The sequence below is a fragment of the Pseudoalteromonas sp. NSLLW24 genome (genome assembly GCF_015864725.1).
GTDB lineage: Bacteria > Pseudomonadota > Gammaproteobacteria > Enterobacterales > Alteromonadaceae > Pseudoalteromonas > Pseudoalteromonas arctica.
This window is the reverse complement of record NZ_JADYWQ010000001.1, coordinates 120,555-137,821: the sequence shown is the minus strand read 5'-3', so window position 1 is coordinate 137,821 and position 17,267 is coordinate 120,555. Positions and strand designations below refer to the sequence as shown.

The 17,267-nt window shown below is 38.8% G+C and carries 18 protein-coding genes; 2 read left to right on the top strand and 16 right to left on the bottom strand.

The annotated features are described in order from the left end of the window. The first annotated feature begins 1,033 nt into the window (after window positions 1-1,033). Window positions 1,034-1,405 carry a GxxExxY protein gene (locus I6E72_RS00580; protein WP_024590372.1) on the top strand — a complete coding sequence of 124 codons (372 nt, stop codon included), beginning with the start codon at window positions 1,034-1,036 and terminating at the stop codon, window positions 1,403-1,405. A 967-nt stretch (window positions 1,406-2,372) separates the two neighbouring features. Here the strand turns inward: I6E72_RS00580 and I6E72_RS00575 are convergent. The 14 genes from I6E72_RS00575 to yceD all read right to left on the bottom strand — a co-directional run bounded on the left by I6E72_RS00575 (window position 2,373) and on the right by yceD (window position 14,309). Next, the gene (locus I6E72_RS00575) at window positions 2,373-4,232 is read right to left on the bottom strand and encodes an alkaline phosphatase D family protein (protein ID WP_197110770.1); all 1,860 of its coding nucleotides are present in this window, start codon (window positions 4,230-4,232) and stop codon (window positions 2,373-2,375) included. A 4-nt stretch (window positions 4,233-4,236) separates the two neighbouring features. Beyond that, complete coding sequence (locus tag I6E72_RS00570; RefSeq protein WP_197110769.1) at window positions 4,237-5,016, bottom strand: TatD family hydrolase; 780 nt, start codon at window positions 5,014-5,016, stop codon at window positions 4,237-4,239. Between the two features lie 115 nt (window positions 5,017-5,131). Then, on the bottom strand, window positions 5,132-5,458 hold the full coding sequence (locus I6E72_RS00565; RefSeq protein ID WP_002962367.1) for a PilZ domain-containing protein: 327 nt from the start codon (window positions 5,456-5,458) through the stop codon (window positions 5,132-5,134). A gap of 11 nt (window positions 5,459-5,469) precedes the next feature. Beyond that, entirely contained in the window at window positions 5,470-6,384 is a 915-nt protein-coding gene (locus tag I6E72_RS00560; protein ID WP_197110768.1) for a DNA polymerase III subunit delta', read from the bottom strand. Between the two features lies 1 nt (window position 6,385). After that, window positions 6,386-7,012, bottom strand: coding sequence for a dTMP kinase (gene tmk / locus I6E72_RS00555; RefSeq protein ID WP_007585737.1), 627 nt, complete (start codon window positions 7,010-7,012; stop codon window positions 6,386-6,388). A 5-nt stretch (window positions 7,013-7,017) separates the two neighbouring features. Then, window positions 7,018-8,004: an endolytic transglycosylase MltG gene (gene mltG / locus I6E72_RS00550; RefSeq protein WP_197110767.1), complete on the bottom strand. Its 987-nt coding sequence runs from the start codon at window positions 8,002-8,004 to the stop codon at window positions 7,018-7,020. Further along, window positions 7,998-8,813 (bottom strand): aminodeoxychorismate lyase, encoded by an 816-nt coding sequence (gene pabC / locus I6E72_RS00545; RefSeq protein ID WP_197110766.1) that lies wholly within the window; start codon window positions 8,811-8,813, stop codon window positions 7,998-8,000. Before pabC ends, mltG begins: the two co-directional genes overlap by 7 nt. A 59-nt stretch (window positions 8,814-8,872) precedes the next feature. Then, a complete protein-coding gene (gene fabF / locus I6E72_RS00540) occupies window positions 8,873-10,111 on the bottom strand; it encodes a beta-ketoacyl-ACP synthase II (protein WP_197110765.1) in 1,239 nt (412 codons plus the stop codon). Window positions 10,112-10,327: 216 nt separating this feature from the next. Then, window positions 10,328-10,564, bottom strand: coding sequence for an acyl carrier protein (gene acpP, locus I6E72_RS00535; protein ID WP_002962377.1), 237 nt, complete (start codon window positions 10,562-10,564; stop codon window positions 10,328-10,330). A 250-nt stretch (window positions 10,565-10,814) separates the two neighbouring features. After that, window positions 10,815-11,561 (bottom strand): 3-oxoacyl-ACP reductase FabG, encoded by a 747-nt coding sequence (gene fabG / locus I6E72_RS00530; protein WP_076923841.1) that lies wholly within the window; start codon window positions 11,559-11,561, stop codon window positions 10,815-10,817. 11 nt (window positions 11,562-11,572) lie between these two features. Then, window positions 11,573-12,499 carry an ACP S-malonyltransferase gene (gene fabD, locus I6E72_RS00525; RefSeq protein WP_197110764.1) on the bottom strand — a complete coding sequence of 309 codons (927 nt, stop codon included), beginning with the start codon at window positions 12,497-12,499 and terminating at the stop codon, window positions 11,573-11,575. Between the two features lie 52 nt (window positions 12,500-12,551). Next, window positions 12,552-13,592, bottom strand: a complete 1,041-nt coding sequence (gene plsX / locus I6E72_RS00520) for a phosphate acyltransferase PlsX (RefSeq protein ID WP_007585728.1) — start codon at window positions 13,590-13,592, stop codon at window positions 12,552-12,554. Between the two features lie 12 nt (window positions 13,593-13,604). Continuing rightward, window positions 13,605-13,775, bottom strand: a complete 171-nt coding sequence (rpmF, locus tag I6E72_RS00515; protein WP_002962381.1) for a 50S ribosomal protein L32 — start codon at window positions 13,773-13,775, stop codon at window positions 13,605-13,607. 9 nt (window positions 13,776-13,784) lie between these two features. Next, window positions 13,785-14,309 (bottom strand): 23S rRNA accumulation protein YceD, encoded by a 525-nt coding sequence (gene yceD / locus I6E72_RS00510; protein ID WP_007585727.1) that lies wholly within the window; start codon window positions 14,307-14,309, stop codon window positions 13,785-13,787. Window positions 14,310-14,440: 131 nt separating this feature from the next. On the opposite strand from yceD, the gene I6E72_RS00505 reads away from it, so the two are divergent. Beyond that, a complete protein-coding gene (locus tag I6E72_RS00505; protein ID WP_197101832.1) occupies window positions 14,441-15,040 on the top strand; it encodes a Maf family protein in 600 nt (199 codons plus the stop codon). A gap of 9 nt (window positions 15,041-15,049) precedes the next feature. On the opposite strand, the gene I6E72_RS00500 is transcribed toward I6E72_RS00505, so the two are convergent. Further along, window positions 15,050-15,712 (bottom strand): HAD-IA family hydrolase, encoded by a 663-nt coding sequence (locus tag I6E72_RS00500; RefSeq protein WP_331459162.1) that lies wholly within the window; start codon window positions 15,710-15,712, stop codon window positions 15,050-15,052. Beyond that, a complete protein-coding gene (gene rluC / locus I6E72_RS00495) occupies window positions 15,709-16,668 on the bottom strand; it encodes a 23S rRNA pseudouridine(955/2504/2580) synthase RluC (protein ID WP_010554171.1) in 960 nt (319 codons plus the stop codon). Before rluC ends, I6E72_RS00500 begins: the two co-directional genes overlap by 4 nt. Window positions 16,669-17,267: the final 599 nt, after the last annotated feature.

Genomic DNA, 17,267 nt, shown 5'->3' with positions numbered 1-17,267 from the left:
AGAAAATAAACACCAAACGCGTTTTTTATTAGTATTATGTCTTCTCATTTACTCCTCTTTTGTTTCTCTTTGTGAAAATAGATCTTTAATTGATTTATTGGTGAATAGATTAAATAATTTAAGCGTGGCTTTCGTAACAATCGTACCCATTATAAGAGATTTTTTCACTAAGAGGTTAAGAGGCGCTGCGCTTTTAGAGGAAGTAATAAAACCGAAACTATATCCTGATTGGTATTATGTATTCTCATTTACTCCTCTTTCGCTTCTCTTTGTGCAAATAGATTTTTAATTGATTTATTGGTGAATGGATTAAATAATTTAAGCGTGACTTTCGTAACAAGCGTACCCGTTATAAGTGATTTATGCACTAAGAGCTTAAGAGGCGCTGCGCTTTTAGAGAAGGAAATAAACACCAAACGCGTTTTTTATTAGTATTATGTTTTCTCATTTACTCCTCTTTAGCTTCTCTTTGTGCAAATAGGTTTTTAGCTGATTGTGAATAAATTAAGCGCTGCTTTCATAACAACCTTACTCCGTAATTAGTAATTTATTCACTAAGAGGGTATGAGGCGCTGCGCTTTTAGAGAAGGAAATAAAAACCAAACGCGTTTTTTATTGGTATTATGCCTTCTCATTTACCCCTCTTTAACTTCTCTTTGTGCAAATAGATCTTTAATTGATTTATTGGTGAATGGATTAAATAATTTAAGCGTGACTTTCGTAACAAGCGTACCCGTTATAAGTAATTTATTCACTAAGAGGTTATGAGGCGCTGCGCTTTTAGAGAAGGGAATGAACATAAAACACAGTTTTGATTAACATTATGTCTTCTCCTTTACACCTCTTTCGTTTCTCTTTGTGCAAATAGATCTTCGATTGATTTAAGATCAACAAACGAGTGACAACTTAATAGATTGCTTCATATAGCCTACAAGTCTTCAATTTTGCTATTTTATTTGTACTACACTTAATTCTTATTTTAAAACTGTTTCTTAGTTAATTAAATGCTTGTAGATTAAGCAAAAGGATACCTATGGATACTGATACATTAACAAAAACAGTAATAGGTTGCGCTATAGAAGTACACAGGAATTTAGGGCCTGGGTTATTAGAATCAAGTTACGAAGCTTGCTTAATATATGAATTAAGTAAAATTGGCTTATCTGCTAAAAACCAAGTTGAGCTACCGATATATTATAAAGATCAATATATAAATACAGGTTACCGGTTAGATATTTTATTGCCTAATAAATTAATAATTGAACTAAAGGCGGTTGATAAGCTTCTTCCAATTCACTCTGCACAATTAATAACTTATATGAAACTTTCAGAAATAAGTACTGGTTTACTAATAAACTTCAATGTTCTAAAGCTAGTCGATGGCATAAAGCGCTTTAATTCATAAAAATTATTTACTTAGGTTTTAAGTCGTTATTCAAAGGGCTATAAGTAACTGTACATTAAATTTTTAAGCGATTTATTCACAAAGAGGTTATGAGGCGCTGCGCTTTTAGAGAAGAAAATAAACACCGTAACTGTATTCTGATTGGCATTGTGTCTTCTCATTTACTCCTCTTTCGCTTCTCTTTGTGCAAATAGATTTTTAGCTGATTTTTAAATAAATTAAGCGTTGCTTTCGTAACAACCTTACCCCGTGTAAGTAATTTATTCACTAAGAGGGTATGAGGCGCTGCGCTTTTAGAGAAGAAATAAAACCGATAATATATCCTGATTGGCATTATGTCTTCTCATTTACTCCTCTTTCGCTTCTCTTTGTGCAAATAGGTTTTTAGCTGGTTTTTAAATAAATTAAGCGTTGCTTTCTTAACAACCTTACTCCGTAATTAGTAATTTATTCACAAAGAGGGTATGAGGCGATGCGCTTTTAGAGAAGAAAATAAACACCGAAACTGTATTCTGATTGGCATTGTGTCTTCTCATTTACTCCTCTTTCGCTTCTCTTTGTGCAAATAGGTTTTTAGCTGATTTTTAAATAAATTAAGCGTTGCTTTCTTAACAACCTTACTCCGTATAAGTAATTTATTCACTAAGAGGGTATGAGGCGCTGCGCTTTTAGAGAAGAAATAAAACCGATAATATATCCTGATTNGGCATTATGTCTTCTCATTTACTCCTCTTTCGCTTCTCTTTGTGCAAATAGGTTTTTAGCTGGTTTTTAAATAAATTAAGCGTTGCTTTCTTAACAACCTTACTCCGTAATTAGTAATTTATTCACAAAGAGGGTATGAGGCGATGCGCTTTTAGAGAAGAAAATAAACACCGAAACTGTATTCTGATTGGCATTGTGTCTTCTCATTTACTCCTCTTTCGCTTCTCTTTGTGCAAATAGGCCTTTAATTATTGATTAAAAATTACTGTTCTTCTAAATCAAACTCAGTTAAATGCCCTTCACCATGTATGAGTTGATAGCGGGCTAAATTTCCTTGCTCTAGTGTTATTAAACTAATAGCTGAGTCGCTTACTAAGTATTTTTGCCCTTCACCTATAGTTTGGTGTTTATCTACTTCCATGTGCCAGCGTTTGGTAAAAAAGTTTAATGGGCTTTTTGGGCCGTATAGAATTGAATCTAGTTTATCGAGTATGTTTATTAATTTACGCGGGAACTCGTTTTTAATACCGCTGGCGGTAAGTTGCCAAATTCGATTGGGATGATCGCCAAAACGCTTTTGCACCGAAAAGCAAAATGAGTAATGTACGTCTCCCGATAAAATCAGGGTTTCGTTTGGGGTGTCGGTTCGTCTAAATGTATCGAGTAGCTTTTTGGCTGAGCCTTCGTGCGCCATCCAGTTTTCTACGTCAACCATGAGCGGTTGGCCACATATGTTAAACATGGCTTGAATGGCTTCTATTGATTTAACACCAAATACAGGGGCTGGCGATACAATAATAACTTGGTCGTGGCTTAATAGGCTTTCCTCAAGCTCTGTGAGGCGCTCCCAATCAAGTAGCCCCGAAGGTTCGTTAAAGTTTTGCTCATTTCGCCAGCGGTGCGTGCGCGTATCTAGCACCACTACTTTGGGTATTGTAGTCAGTTCGTAATGCCAAAAACTAAAATCGTTTAGTGGTTTATCAAATGCTTTAAACTGCCATAAATTATTAGCAGTACGGCTTTGCTTAAAAGGTGTCAGTAGCTCGCCTGTTTTATTTAGTGCATCGTTCCCCATTCCCTGAAAAAGCCAATAACTAATTAAACCGTTATTAATGATTCGTTTACTACTTGGGTTTTCATTTATAGCTTGCTCCCACCCAGCGGTGAGGTTCCAATCGTCGGTGACATCGTGATCGTCAAATATCATTAATGTCGATACATTGGCAAACAACCGCTCTACTTCACTCAAGCCTTTTGCATAATCAATTAATGCTGTTTTTTCAGCGTTAAAAATAGTTTTGTTTTGCTCGCTTTGACCTAAATACGTTGCGTTTTGTATATCAACGCATTGCCAAGCAGCGGCGCTAAAGTTTAATAAATAAAGCGCTATATATTCTTCAAAGTGGATAAGGTGGTTATACGCTTTTACACTTGAAAAGTGAGGTTCGTCTTTTTTTAGCCAATAACCTACACCTAACTTTGAGCGTTTTTGCCACGGCGTTTTTGGTAAGAACACATGGCGATTATAAAGTTGCTCATTTATATCGTCGGGTAGCTCAATTGCAAGTGGTTGCTCTTTATAAATACCTAAGGCTTTAATTAACTGATGAACAGCTAATAACATGGGCCCTGCTACGTCATCGGCATAAACCTGATCACCACTGAGTAATAGCAATTGCGCGCCTTGATTATTATTACCACGCTGAGTATTTTGCCAGTGACTTGCAGACACTAAGCTGTCTTTTGCTGGATGATGTGCATTTCGGCACGAGCCATGCAAAATATCACTGAGTTTATTGGGAATTACAAATGCAGGCGTTGTTTGATTGCTATAGCACCACGGCGATAAATCGATTGCTGTATCGTCAATTATAAGTTCATAGCTTAATAAGCTATCTACGGGAAGTTTATTATCTACTGGCTTTATAATCACGAAATGCAGGTACAAATGTTCCCCTAAAGAAACAGTGTGTTGATCGCTATAACACTCAACATTTAATAAGTTTATTTGGCAGTTTGCAGGCTTGGAGGTAGCAAACTGGATGCAGACTCCAGTTTGCTCTGCACGGCGCACCATTGGCCCCATTAGTAAAATAGGAAGGTTTGCCGTGTGAGTAATCATGTATTTAGCCTTTAGCTGCTAATTTAAATAAAGAATAAAAGTTCTCGGTAGTCGCTTTAGCAAGTTCATTAAAGCTAATGCCTTTAAGTTCGCTAATGTAATAAGCAACATCTTCTACGTACGCTGGCTGGTTTGTTTGCCCACGATGCGGTACCGGCGCTAAATAAGGCGAGTCGGTTTCTATTAGTAATCTATCTAGCGGTATTTGTTTTACTACTTCTTTTAATTCAATAGCATTTTTAAAGGTAACAATACCCGATATAGAAATATAAAAGCCCATGTCTATGGCTTTTTTTGCCATATCCCAGTCTTCAGTAAAGCAATGCAGTACGCCACCGCAGTTTTCGGCTTTGTGCTCACGCATTAAATTAATGGTATCGCTGCGGGCATCACGAGTATGAATAATTAACGGCTTTTGTAATTCGTTAGCCACTTCAATATGCCCAACAAAGCTGGCTTGCTGCACTGCGTGAGTATCTTTTGAATAGTAGTAATCAAGACCCGTTTCGCCAATGGCAACAACTTTTTCGTGTGAGGCTAAGTCGATTAGTTGCTGTTTATTAAGGGCGTCTTTTTGATCAAGTGGATGTACACCACATGAGGCTGATACATCGTCGTAATGCTTAATTTTGTCAAGCATACTTGGAAACTGATCAAGCGTTACGCTTACACATAAAAAGTGCTCTATTTGCTTTGCACGCGCTTTATCAAGAACTTGGTCAAGGTTTAAGTCTAATTTATCAAAATCAAGACGATCTAAATGGCAATGAGAATCTACAATCACTATAAGGCCTGTATTATGTTCAGGGTTTAAATTTGTTCGTTTAATTTATTATGTTAGCAATTAAAAGAACCCAATATAGGGCGGCGTTAATCTCAATGAAAAACCGACCCTATAACTACATGGTATATGTTTGATCGCCTGAGTTTAACATAGTCCCAAGTAGCTTTTCGATTTTAGCGTTTAGGTTTGTTTTATCGTCTAAAAAGCTAATACCGATACCTGGAGGGTTAGAGCTTTGTGCCCCTTGTGGCGTGATCCACGACACTTTACCAGTTACTACATCATCTTCTAAGGCATCGGGCAAGGTAACTCTAAGGGCTAATGAATGCCCTGCTTCGTAGCGCATATTAGTACGTACAAATAAGCCACCTTTTTTTAAGTAAGGCATATAACAACGGTATAACTCGTCTAAATCGTCTATGTCTACTAGTAGTTCTTGCATGATTAATCCTTTTAAGAATTTCGCAATGTGTATGCTAATCGTGATACAGCTAGCGGTAAATTAAGGCCAAGTACTTGTGTGTTATTTTGTAAAAACTCGTCTAATGCATTTTGCGCACTTTGATAAGCGTCAAAACTCATACCTTGCAGCAATTGATGCTTTAGTTGCACGCTTAAAAATAAAGTAAATATACGAACAAGCTCAGGCTGTTTATTTATTATATCGACTAACGCTTTGAAATTATGGCTTTGTTTAAACTCAGTTGCAAACTTATACAGTGTATCAATATTTTTTAGCTGGTCTTGCTGTTGCCAATGCTTTACTTGCAGCGGTTGGTTATAAAAAAGTGCTAACCAACTATAGTTAGGAATATCTAATGTCTCTAACCATTGCTGAGCAAGGGCTGTATTTGTTATTTTTACGTCACTTTTAGCGCATCGACTTAAAATAGTTGCAGGGAGCTGTGCTGGTTGGCTTGTAGTTAATATTAGAAAACGGCTATTAGTTGGCTCTTCAAGTGTTTTTAATAATGCGTTAGCTGCTGCAGTAGTCATTTTTTCGCAATTTTCGATTATCGCTACTTTATTACCATTTTGCGCTGCTGAGTGATTCATAAAATCACTAATGCCGCGTATATCATCTACGCCTATGCTTTGCCCGTCGACTTGCGTTAAACGCTTGTCGGGATGAGTACCCGCAAGAGTAAGTAAACAGCTTTTACAATGCCCGCAAGGTTTTAGCATACTGTTTTGCGCAGCTACCTGCTTAGCTATATTTTGGCATAACAAAGCATTACCAAGCTCATCACTTAACTCAAATTTACCTACGCCAACAGGCCCACAAAATAATTGCGCATGATGAAAACGCTCTGCGCGATAACTTTGCGCTAAACGTGCTTGAGTATCATGTAGCCACGGCAATGGCATATTATTTTAGGCCTTCAAAAAATGAATGCAGTACATTGGTTATATCGCGATGTACTTTATCAATACTTTGGTTTGCATCAACCGTTTTAATTGTGTTGTCGTCATTAGCAAGTTCAACATAACGCATACGTGTACGTTGAAAAAACTCAATGGCTTCTTGTTCAATACGGTCAAGCTCACCACGCCCTTTTGCGCGTTCAAGGCCTATCACTGGGTCAATATCAAGGTAAATAGTTAAATCAGGCTTTAAGCCCTTTAATACCATTGACGAAAGTGAAGCTAATGTATTTGAGCTAATGCCACGCCCGCCACCTTGATACGCTTGTGACGATAAATCATGACGATCGGCAAGTACCCACTGGCCTTTATCAAGCGCTGGGGTAATAACATTGTGCATTAATTGCGAGCGTGCTGCGTACATAATAAGCAACTCGGTTTCAAAGGCAATTTCTTCTTCGTGCTCTGCTTTTACAAGCGTACGAAGCGATTCAGCAAGCGGTGTGCCGCCAGGTTCGCGGACGTTAATGAAGTCTATTTTTTGTTTGTTTAAAAAGTCTTGGCATAACGAAATAGCGGTTGATTTACCCGCGCCTTCTAGCCCTTCTATTACTATAAATTTTGATTTCATAAAAATTAATTCTTTTTATTTAATATATACGTTTTAACTGCCGCGTTATGCTGCTTTAACGTGGTTGAAAACTGGTGGCTACCATCGCCTTTTGATACAAAGTAAACGTATTCACTTTGTGGCGGATTAACTGCAGCTAAAATAGCGGCTTTTGATGGCATTGCAATCGGTGTTGGTGGTAAACCATTAATACGATACGTATTGTAAGGCGTATAATCGCGTAAATCTTTGCGTTTAATATCGCCATCAAAATCAGCGCCTAATCCGTATATTACGGTTGGATCGGTCTGTAGGCGCATATTGGTGTTTAATCGATTAACAAACGCTGATGCAATTAACGGACGCTCGCTGGCAAGGCCTGTTTCTTTTTCAATAATTGAAGCCATTATAAGTGCTTCGTATGCTGTTTTGTAGGGCAGATTAACAGCGCGCTGCTGCCAAGCGTCGTCTAACGTTTGCTGCATTTTTTGTGCTGCACGTTTTAATACACTGCTTGCAGTATCGTTATTATGATAATGGTAAGTGTCTGGAAATAACCAGCCCTCTAAGTGTGTATTATTGCCCAGTATTTGTGTACTTAGCTCATCACTTTTTAAATCGTTTTGTAAATTATCGGCTTTTTTAATAGCACTTAGTACTTCACGTAAGTTTTGCCCTTCAATTATGGTAAAACTAAAGTTGATTTGCTGGCCTTGATTAATTTTTTTTACGTTGTTGATAACGCTATCGGCTGTTAGCTCGTAAAGGCCCGCTTTTAAGTCGGTAAGTGTGGGATCTAATTTGGCAATGACTTGATAACGCCAGCAGCCTTCCACCCAGTTATTAGCTTGCCACTGCTGACATAACTTATTAAAGCCAGTGCCATGCTTAACTTCAAATTGTGTGTTTTGCGCTACTTTTAGCGGGCTATTTATTGTTGCTTGTAATTGCTGGTAACCAATAGCAGTGGTTATAACAGCTAAAAAAAGTACCGATAAAATAACTTTTAACACTCAGCCTCCTTGGCTAATAATTTAGTTAGTAATGCGTGGCTGTCGTCTGTATTAAATACCTGTTGCTCAATACGTTTAACAGGTACTGCTCCCATTAAGCTATTACACACAAATACAGCGTCTGCTTGGGTTAAATCTTCTACTTTCACGCGTTTAAATTCAACAGGCAATTTATCACATAACGATTGTAGATAAACGCCCTTTATTCCGCACTCATCAAGCAATGGCGTAAACACACACTTATTTTTAATCGCAAAAATATTAGCTGCTGAAGCTTCAATTACATTGTTATTGTAATCAAGCACTAATACATCATCGCAGTTTTGCGTTTGCATTGCTTTTTTAACTAGTACTTGCTCAAGCCGGTTTAATGTTTTAAGGCCCGCTAAATGTGGCTGTGCAGCTAATTTAATCGGGCTTATTTCGAGATTTACACCCTTTTTAGTAAGCGCTTCGTAATTACTAGGGTAGTCTAATATGCTCAATAAAATAGTAATATTACACTCACTTGGCAGCCCATAACCACGTCCGCCTTCGCCTCGCGTTACAAGTATTTTAAGCACGTTTAGTGGTGCAGCGTTTATATGCAAAGCAATTTGATTTTCAAGGCTATTAAAGTCTAACTCAGGAAAACCCAAACGCTGTGCGCATTCAATCAAACGCGCTTTATGATGAGCCCAATACTGTACTTGCCCATCAACAACCTTAGCGGTTGTAAAAAAGCCATCACCGTAATTTAAGCCCCTGTCACGCGTGCTTAAAGTGCTGTTTTGATCTACTGCTATTATTGTTTGCATTTTGTTTGGCATATAAAAAAAGCCCAGTTAAACAACTGAGCTCTTATAATTTGATTCGTTGTTAAAAAAGATTATACCTTTTTAAATAGCAACGAGCCATTAGTACCACCAAAACCGAACGAGTTACACAGTGCAAAGTCTAACTTTGCATCACGTGCAGTGTGAGCAATATAATCTAAGTCACACCCTTCGTCTGGATTATCAAGGTTGATAGTTGGTGACACTTTTTGATCTGTCAGCGATAAAATCGAAATAATCGATTCAACTGAACCTGCAGCACCTAACAAGTGACCCATCATCGATTTAGAGGAGCCTACCATTACATCTTTAGCTGCATTACCAAAAATTGACTTAACAGCGGCAGTTTCTGCTTTATCGCCTGCATTTGTAGATGTACCGTGTGCGTTAATGTAACCAATTTGCTCAGCGTTTACTTGCGCATCGTTTAGTGCGTTTTGCATTGCAAGTGCAGCACCCGCACCATCTTCTGGTGGTGACGTCATGTGGTACGCGTCGCCGCTCATACCAAAGCCTACTAGCTCAGCATAAATTTTAGCGCCACGTGCTTTAGCATGTTCGTACTCTTCAACTACAACAACACCCGCACCGTCAGAAAGCACAAAGCCATCGCGGTCTTTATCCCAAGGGCGAGAAGCCGCTTGTGGATCGTCGTTACGTGTTGAAAGTGCACGCGCAGCATTAAAGCCACCCATACCAATTGGGGTACACGCTTTTTCTGCACCGCCAGCAACCATTGCATCTGCATCACCGTAGGCAATCATGCGCGCTGCATGGCCAATATTATGCAAACCAGTAGTACAGGCAGTTACAATTGAAATATTTGGACCACGAAGTCCATGCATCATTGATAAATGACCTGAGATCATATTAATAATGGTAGACGGCACATAAAATGGCGATAACTTGCGCGGACCACTATTTAATAGCTTAATGTGGTTTTCTTCAATTAACGTAAGCCCACCAATACCTGAACCTACAGCTACACCAATGCGTGCTGCGTTTTGCTCAGTGATTTCAAGGCCTGAATCTTTAAAGGCTTGAACACCCGCTGCAATGCCGTACTGAATAAACAAGTCCATTTTTTTAGTATCTTTCGCTGGCATGTATGCAGTTGCATCAAAATCATTTATTAAACCAGCGAATTTAGTACCAAATTTTGATGTATCAAAGTGCGTTATTGTTTGAATGCCACTTTTACCATCTAATAAGCCTTGCCAGGTTGATTGAACATCATTACCTAGCGGCGTCAACATTCCTAAGCCAGTTACGACGACTCGACGTTTAGCCACGGTTTGCCTCCAATAAGGGATATTTTACAAGGGGATGATCATACCCAAGCTACCTCAAAGTGCTAGTCCCAAAATAGATTAAAAACGCATAACACTATCAAAATTAATTTTTAGCTAAAATTGAGCATAGAGATTTAAGTTTTGAATCACGAACTTTGAGGTGGTTTGGATATAAAAAATTAAAGGCAGCGGATGCTGCCTTTAACGTGCGATTAATTACTCAGCGTGTGCTGTAACGTAATCGATAGCAGTTTGTACTGTAGTGATCTTCTCAGCTTCTTCATCTGGGATCTCAGTATCAAACTCTTCTTCAAGAGCCATTACTAGTTCAACAGTATCAAGAGAATCTGCACCTAGGTCATCTACGAAAGAAGATTCATTTTTAACTTCTTCTTCTTTAACACCTAGTTGTTCAATGATAATTTTCTTTACGCGTTCTTGGATATCGCTCATTCTTCTTTCCTTTATTAAAAACGCCAATGCGTTATTTTCAGATTGCGGCGTAGTTTACGCCGCATAATTCTCTGATTCAATGATTTGACCATAAATAATTGTCTGGTCAAACCTCTGAGTGTGTGTTTTGTCTTTTATCGCTTATTTTCGCAGCGATTTCAAGTATGTTTAAAGCAAGTTCACAAATAATTCAATGTTTTTGAGGTAACTTACTTAACTTTATCAAGTAGTAATTTAGGTACAATGGCTATTAAACCATGTACATCGCGCCATTTACATGCAAAGTTTCGCCTGATACATACGCAGCCGCGTCAGATGCTAAATAACATACTGCAGCAGCAATTTCGTCTGGTTGACCTAAACGCCCTGCTGGAACATTTGCAAGTGTTGCTGCTTTTTGCTCATCAGTTAAATTATCAGTCATGTCTGTTTGAATAAAACCAGGTGCGATTACGTTAACTGTAATACCACGTGATGCAACTTCGCGCGCAAGTGACTTAGAAAAACCAATTACACCCGCTTTAGCCGCTGCATAATTAGCTTGACCTGCATTACCCATAGTACCTACTACTGAGCCAATGTTAATAATACGGCCTTTCTTTTTCTTCATCATTGGACGAAGTACCGCTTTAGATAAACGGAAAACTGAGCTTAAATTAGTGTCAATAATATCGTCCCACTCAGTTTCTTTCATACGCATTAATAAGTTATCGCGTGTAATACCTGCGTTATTTACAAGTACGTCAATATCGCCTAAATCAGCTTTTATTGCAGCAAGTGTTGCTTCAATAGATGCAGGATCGGTTACGTTTAATGCATAACCTTTACCACTGTCACCTAGGTACTCACTGATTTTAGCAGCGCCCGACTCACTTGTCGCAGTACCTGCAACTTTTGCACCTTGTGCAACTAATGTTGTTGCAATTGCTTTACCAATACCACGGCTGGCGCCAGTAATTAGGACAACTTTGCCCTCTAATGAAAATAAATTAGACATTTTATATACTCTTATTTAGCTGCATCAATTGAAGCGGCGTCGTTTACTGAGCCACAGATCATTGCTTTATCAATTCGTTTAGCAAGTCCTGTTAATACTTTACCAGGACCAAATTCGTAGCTTTGTGTTACATCTTGCGCAACCAGGGCTTGTACTGTTTCTGTCCAGCGAACTGGGCTGTAAAGCTGGCGTACTAATGCATCTTTAATTGCATCAGCTGACGTTTCAGCTTTTACATCAACATTATTAATTACATCACATTTAGGTGTGTTAAATGTTAAAGCGGCTAAGTCAGCTGCAAGCTTATCAGCTGCTGGCTTCATTAACTCACAATGTGAAGGTACGCTAACAGAAAGTGGTAATGCACGTTTAGCACCGGCATCTTTACATGCTTGCGATGCTCTATCTACTGCCGCTTTATGGCCTGCGATAACAACTTGACCAGGAGAGTTGTAGTTAACTGGAGACACAACTTCACCTTGCGCTGAGGCAGCACAAGCCGCTTTAATTTCTTCATCGCCTAAGCCAATAATAGCAGCCATTGAACCTACGCCTGCTGGCACGGCTTCTTGCATGTATAAACCACGGTTTTCAACAAGCTTTACGGCTTCGCTCAAGCTTAATACGTCGCTACATACTAACGCTGAGTACTCACCTAAGCTGTGACCCGCCATAACAACGTCTGTATCAGGGTTAGCTGCTAGCCAATCACGGTAAATACCAACACTTGCAGTTAGTAATGCAGGTTGTGTGCGGTGAGTTTGATTTAATTTTTCTTCTGGGCCATTAAGAACTAGCTCTGCTAAGTCGTAACCCAGTGCATTTGACGCTTCTGCAAATGTTGCTTTAACAATGTCAGAACTCTCTAGTAGTTCTTGTAACATACCAACGCTTTGCGAGCCTTGACCTGGGAATAGAAGTGCAATTTTTTGTGCCATACTTTGCTCTTTTTAATTAAACAAATAAATAATGAAATACACGGCACATCAATTATTGATTAACCGCCGTGTCTTTAGAATGTGTTTTTTCGAAAATAGCGGCTATTTTATCAGGAAGTTGACGTTCAACCTCTTTTACCGCTTCATCAATTGCTGCTTGAAATGCTTTAGCTGACGCATTTCCATGACTTTTAACGACAATACCGCGCAATCCTACCAGAGAAGCACCGTTATACTGGTCGGGGTTCACCCTTTTATAGAGTTTTTTTATTATTGGGCGCAATATAAAGGCCATACATTTATATAAAAGGTGCTTTTCGAGCGCGGTTGTAAACTTATTCATAATAAGCTTGGCAATGCCTTCACATGTTTTAAGTGCTACGTTACCCACAAATCCTTCGCATACTATGACATCAGCCTTACCCGAAAAAATATCACTTCCTTCGCTGTAACCAATATAATTTATATGTGGGCTTTGCTGCATTAATTGTGCAGCTTGTTTAATGTCGTCGTGGCCTTTAATGTCCTCAGCGCCAATATTTAATAGACTAACGCGAGGATTATCCAAACCAAGTGCTTGTCCTGCAACTATAGAGCCCATAATGCCAAACTGATAGAGCATTTGCGCATCACAATGCACATTAGCACCTAAGTCGAGTAAATATACTGGGTTTTTAAGCTCTGTAGGAACAGATGAAATGAGTGCGGCACGTTTAACACCTGGCAGCATTTTTAATACATAGTGAGCCATAAAAAATAGAGCGCCGGTATTACCTGAGCTAACACATGCTTGAGCCTCGCCCGATTTAACTAAATCTAGGGCAACACGCATAGATGAATCTTTTTTTGAACGCACAGCAATTGCAGGTTCACAGGCATTGGTGACTATTTCACTACAGTGACGAATTATGAGTCTAGGATGAGGTAGAGAATCGAGGGATTCGAGTTCTTTAGATATAACATGTTCATTGCCGCATAAAATGAGAGTTAAATTGGCATGAGCATTTACTGCACAAACGGCAGCAGGAATAGATGAACGGGGGCCGTAATCGCCCCCCATCATATCTAACGCTATGGTTAGATCTTTCAGCATATAAGTAATCTCTTATTTAGAAATTACTTGAACGCCTTTGTAGTAACCATCTGCAGTCACATGGTGACGACGATGAGTCTCACCAGATGTTTGATCTACAGTTAAAGTTGGACCACTGATCGCATCGTGTGAACGGCGCATGCCGCGTCTTGCACGAGACTTTTTGCTTTTTTGTACAGCCATAGTCTTCTCCTAAGAATCTTTCTTAAGTTGTTTCAAAATATCAAATGGATTAGGTTTATCATCTTCCGCCTTTAATACACCAAAGCTGGCAGGCTTTGCTGAATAACTGCATGAAGCTTCGTTGTGGGTAGCCACTAATGGAATTGCTAAAATTAGTTCGTCTTCAATTAAATTAAAAACGTTAACTTCACCATTTTCATCAAGCGCTACTTCATCGTAGTCTTCTGGAAAAATATCTAACTCTGTATCTTCACCTACTGGTGAATATGCAAAGTCTTGAACCAAATCCAACCCTAAATCACCATTACAACGTTGACAAATGACAGTAACGTGTGTGGACAAATTGCCTCTAATCACAGCGAAACCTTGATCATCGTTTTTGCAATGTATTTTTACCGCTATTTCACCTACTTCTTCCTGCACAACTTTCTCTAAACGAGTAAGTTTTTCAAGCGGTACAATTCCGTCATACTTTAAACGGTGCTGCGCTGCTTTGCCTGGATGAAGAGTGATGGGAATTTTCACCTTTTGCATAGGGGCTGCATCATATAGATAGTTAGTTTGTTAGTCAAAGTAAAAAACCATTTTTACTTGGTTTTTAACGTGTTTTACTCTCGGATCTGATTTATCCTAACTCAATCTGAATTATCGTAGGAAAACAGTCCGTGAAGCATCCACTCATTTTAGCGTCAAGCTCGCCTTTTAGGCAGTCTTTATTACAAAAATTTAATTTACCATTTGATACGTTTTCACCAGACGTTGACGAATCAGCACTTGAATGCGAAACACCTACCGAACTGGTTAAGCGTTTAAGTGAATTAAAAGCCTCAGCGGCTAATAAACACTTTAACAAAGGGTTAGCTATTGGATCAGACCAAGTCGCTGTGTTTAATAATCAAATTTTAGGTAAACCACATAATAAACAAAATGCCGTAAAACAACTAAATTTATTTAGCGGTAATACTGTAACATTTTTAACTGGGCTTTGTGTTTACGATATTGTAACTGGCACTAAAAAAACCTGCGTAGAACCTTTTAATGTGACGTTTAAAACTCTCAGTGATGCACAAATTAGTGCTTATTGCGACGCAGAGCAGCCTTATAATTGTGCTGGCAGCTTTAAAAGTGAAGGGTTGGGTATCTGTTTATTTGAAAAGTTAAGCGGAGACGATCCTAATAGCTTAATTGGGTTGCCATTAATTAAACTCAGCCAGCTACTGGCTGAGTTTGGTATTGATGTACTTACTGCTCAAAACAAGTTCTAGTTAAATAAATTAGCCAAGCAAAACCTGTTGCAGCTGCAGATAGTTATCTACTGTTGCAACAGGACTAAGCTTATTTAACTGCTGTGCGTTGTGTACACCCATTGTTACGCCAATTCTATCCATGCCAGCAGCTTTTGCCATAGTCATGTCTATTTGAGTGTCGCCAATCATTACAGCGTCTTGAGCACTTATGCCAAGTTCTTCAAGTAATTGATACAACATATCTGGAGAGGGCTTTGATTGCGCGTCATCGCTTGTACGTGTTGCACTAAAAAAATGGCGCAATTGACTTTGTTCAAGCAAACGCTCTAACCCACCCCTACCTTTACCTGTTGCAACCGCTAAAACAATGCCCTGCTCTTTTAAGGCATTTAAAACGCTGACAACATTAGCAAATACAGGCGTGGGAGTAGTATCCACACTGTATTGATATTTATAACCTGAAATTAACGCTTGGTGCTGCGCTACATTATCAGGAAATAAAACGTCAATTGCTTTTTCAAGCGACATACCAATAATGTTTTTAATGGCTAAATCACTTGGCGACACTAAATTAAGTGACTCGGCGCTACTACGAATACAGTTAACTATTTTAGTTACTGAATCCATAACGGTGCCATCCCAATCAAAAATGACGAGCTTATATTTTTTAATTGGGGCTACTTTTATCACAGTTTTGCATCTCGTAATTTTAGTAATGTATTTTTAAGCGTTTTATCTAGCGGTGCTTCAATACGCATGGTTGTTTCGTTTTTAGGGTGATAAAAACTTAAATCATGTGCGTGTAAAAACAATCGGTTTAACCCAACTTTACGCATAGAATCGTCGAAACCCTGATCGCCATATTTATCGTCGCACGCTATTGGGTGACCTTTACATTGCGTATGCACACGAATTTGGTGCGTACGCCCTGTAACAGGCGATGCTTGTACAAGTGAGCAATCGTTAAAACGTTCAAGTACTTTAAAACGAGTATGTGAAGGTTTTCCCTCAGTGTTATCTACGCGTACTACGCGCTCGCCCGATTTAAGTGTATTTTTACGCAGCCCTTCGGTTACGTTTTTAGTTTTAGAGTCCCACTGCCCTTCTACAAGTGCCCAGTAATTTTTTTCCATTGTTTTTTCACGAAGTTGTTCATGCAATGCTGTTAACACCGAACGACGCTTCGCTATAAGTAAACAGCCCGAAGTATCACGGTCAAGCCTATGTACTAGCTCAAGGCTGCGCTCTTCTGGGCGAAGCGCTCGCAAAGCTTCAATTAAGCCATAACTTAAACCACTGCCGCCATGAACAGCCATACCTGATGGTTTATTTATTACGATAAGGTATTTATCTTCAAATAAAATATCGTTTTCTAGGCGAGTTACTTTGTCTAATTTTGATGGAACAAATTCTTCACGCTCAGCAACCCTGATAGGTGCAATACGAAGTACATCTTCAAGCTGTAGTTTATATACAGGCTTAATACGCTTTTTATTAACGCGTACCTCACCTTTGCGCAAAAGTTTATAAATAGCGCTTTTAGGCACCCCTTTTAAATGGGTAATAAGAAAGTTATCAATACGCTGACCTAAATGGTCTTCGTTGATCGTGACATAAGTTACTTGTAAGTCGTTTTTTTCTGACATTGCCTAATCACTAATTTAAGTAAAATAATTTAGTTGCTAACACTGTAATAATAGTGGGATAATCAGCAGCGCAAATATTTAGTATTTGCAAATAACAACGGTGCTTTTTAACACATTAAAACATTCGTGATGCACATTCTGGGTAGCCGATCATACAGATCCGAGTTAAGTTTTCCAAAGCTTTTATGCCTCCTCAGTTAACACGTGCGATCAATTAACGGCAATGCGCGTAATATATTGCTGGTTAAGTTTGAACATGAAGCGATTTTTAACGTGCTAGAGAAAGCAATGAACAGATAATTTGTCTGATAGTGACGACGTAAAAAACGTCGTTCAGCACTAGCTCAATTATTGTAGTACCGTATAGCAGCTTATTTAGAACTAAAAAAATCTAATAAATAAGCGTTCATTAACATCGGCAGCGATTTTTGCTCTTAAAACGGATATTAGCGATACATCAGTATGTATTGCTCACCAACTTAATGAGCCCTACGCGCCTAATATGAATGATATTTAGTAAGATTAATATGACAGGCCGACTTCTGGGTAAAACTTGTAAACGTAGCTGAAAAGCCGACAGTTTTAGCACCATTAAGAAT

Bases quoted from the DNA above. Each gene is read 5' to 3' on its own strand.
- I6E72_RS00580 (WP_024590372.1), top strand. From the start codon at position 1,034: ATGGATACTGATACATTAACAAAAACAGTAATAGGTTGCGCTATAGAA.
- I6E72_RS00575 (WP_197110770.1), bottom strand. From the start codon at position 4,232: ATGATTACTCACACGGCAAACCTTCCTATTTTACTAATGGGGCCAATG.
- I6E72_RS00565 (WP_002962367.1), bottom strand. From the start codon at position 5,458: ATGCAAGAACTACTAGTAGACATAGACGATTTAGACGAGTTATACCGT.
- I6E72_RS00560 (WP_197110768.1), bottom strand. From the start codon at position 6,384: ATGCCATTGCCGTGGCTACATGATACTCAAGCACGTTTAGCGCAAAGT.
- tmk (WP_007585737.1), bottom strand. From the start codon at position 7,012: ATGAAATCAAAATTTATAGTAATAGAAGGGCTAGAAGGCGCGGGTAAA.
- pabC (WP_197110766.1), bottom strand. From the start codon at position 8,813: ATGCCAAACAAAATGCAAACAATAATAGCAGTAGATCAAAACAGCACT.
- acpP (WP_002962377.1), bottom strand. From the start codon at position 10,564: ATGAGCGATATCCAAGAACGCGTAAAGAAAATTATCATTGAACAACTA.
- fabG (WP_076923841.1), bottom strand. From the start codon at position 11,561: ATGTCTAATTTATTTTCATTAGAGGGCAAAGTTGTCCTAATTACTGGC.
- fabD (WP_197110764.1), bottom strand. From the start codon at position 12,499: ATGGCACAAAAAATTGCACTTCTATTCCCAGGTCAAGGCTCGCAAAGC.
- plsX (WP_007585728.1), bottom strand. From the start codon at position 13,592: ATGCTGAAAGATCTAACCATAGCGTTAGATATGATGGGGGGCGATTAC.
- rpmF (WP_002962381.1), bottom strand. From the start codon at position 13,775: ATGGCTGTACAAAAAAGCAAAAAGTCTCGTGCAAGACGCGGCATGCGC.
- yceD (WP_007585727.1), bottom strand. From the start codon at position 14,309: ATGCAAAAGGTGAAAATTCCCATCACTCTTCATCCAGGCAAAGCAGCG.
- rluC (WP_010554171.1), bottom strand. From the start codon at position 16,668: ATGTCAGAAAAAAACGACTTACAAGTAACTTATGTCACGATCAACGAA.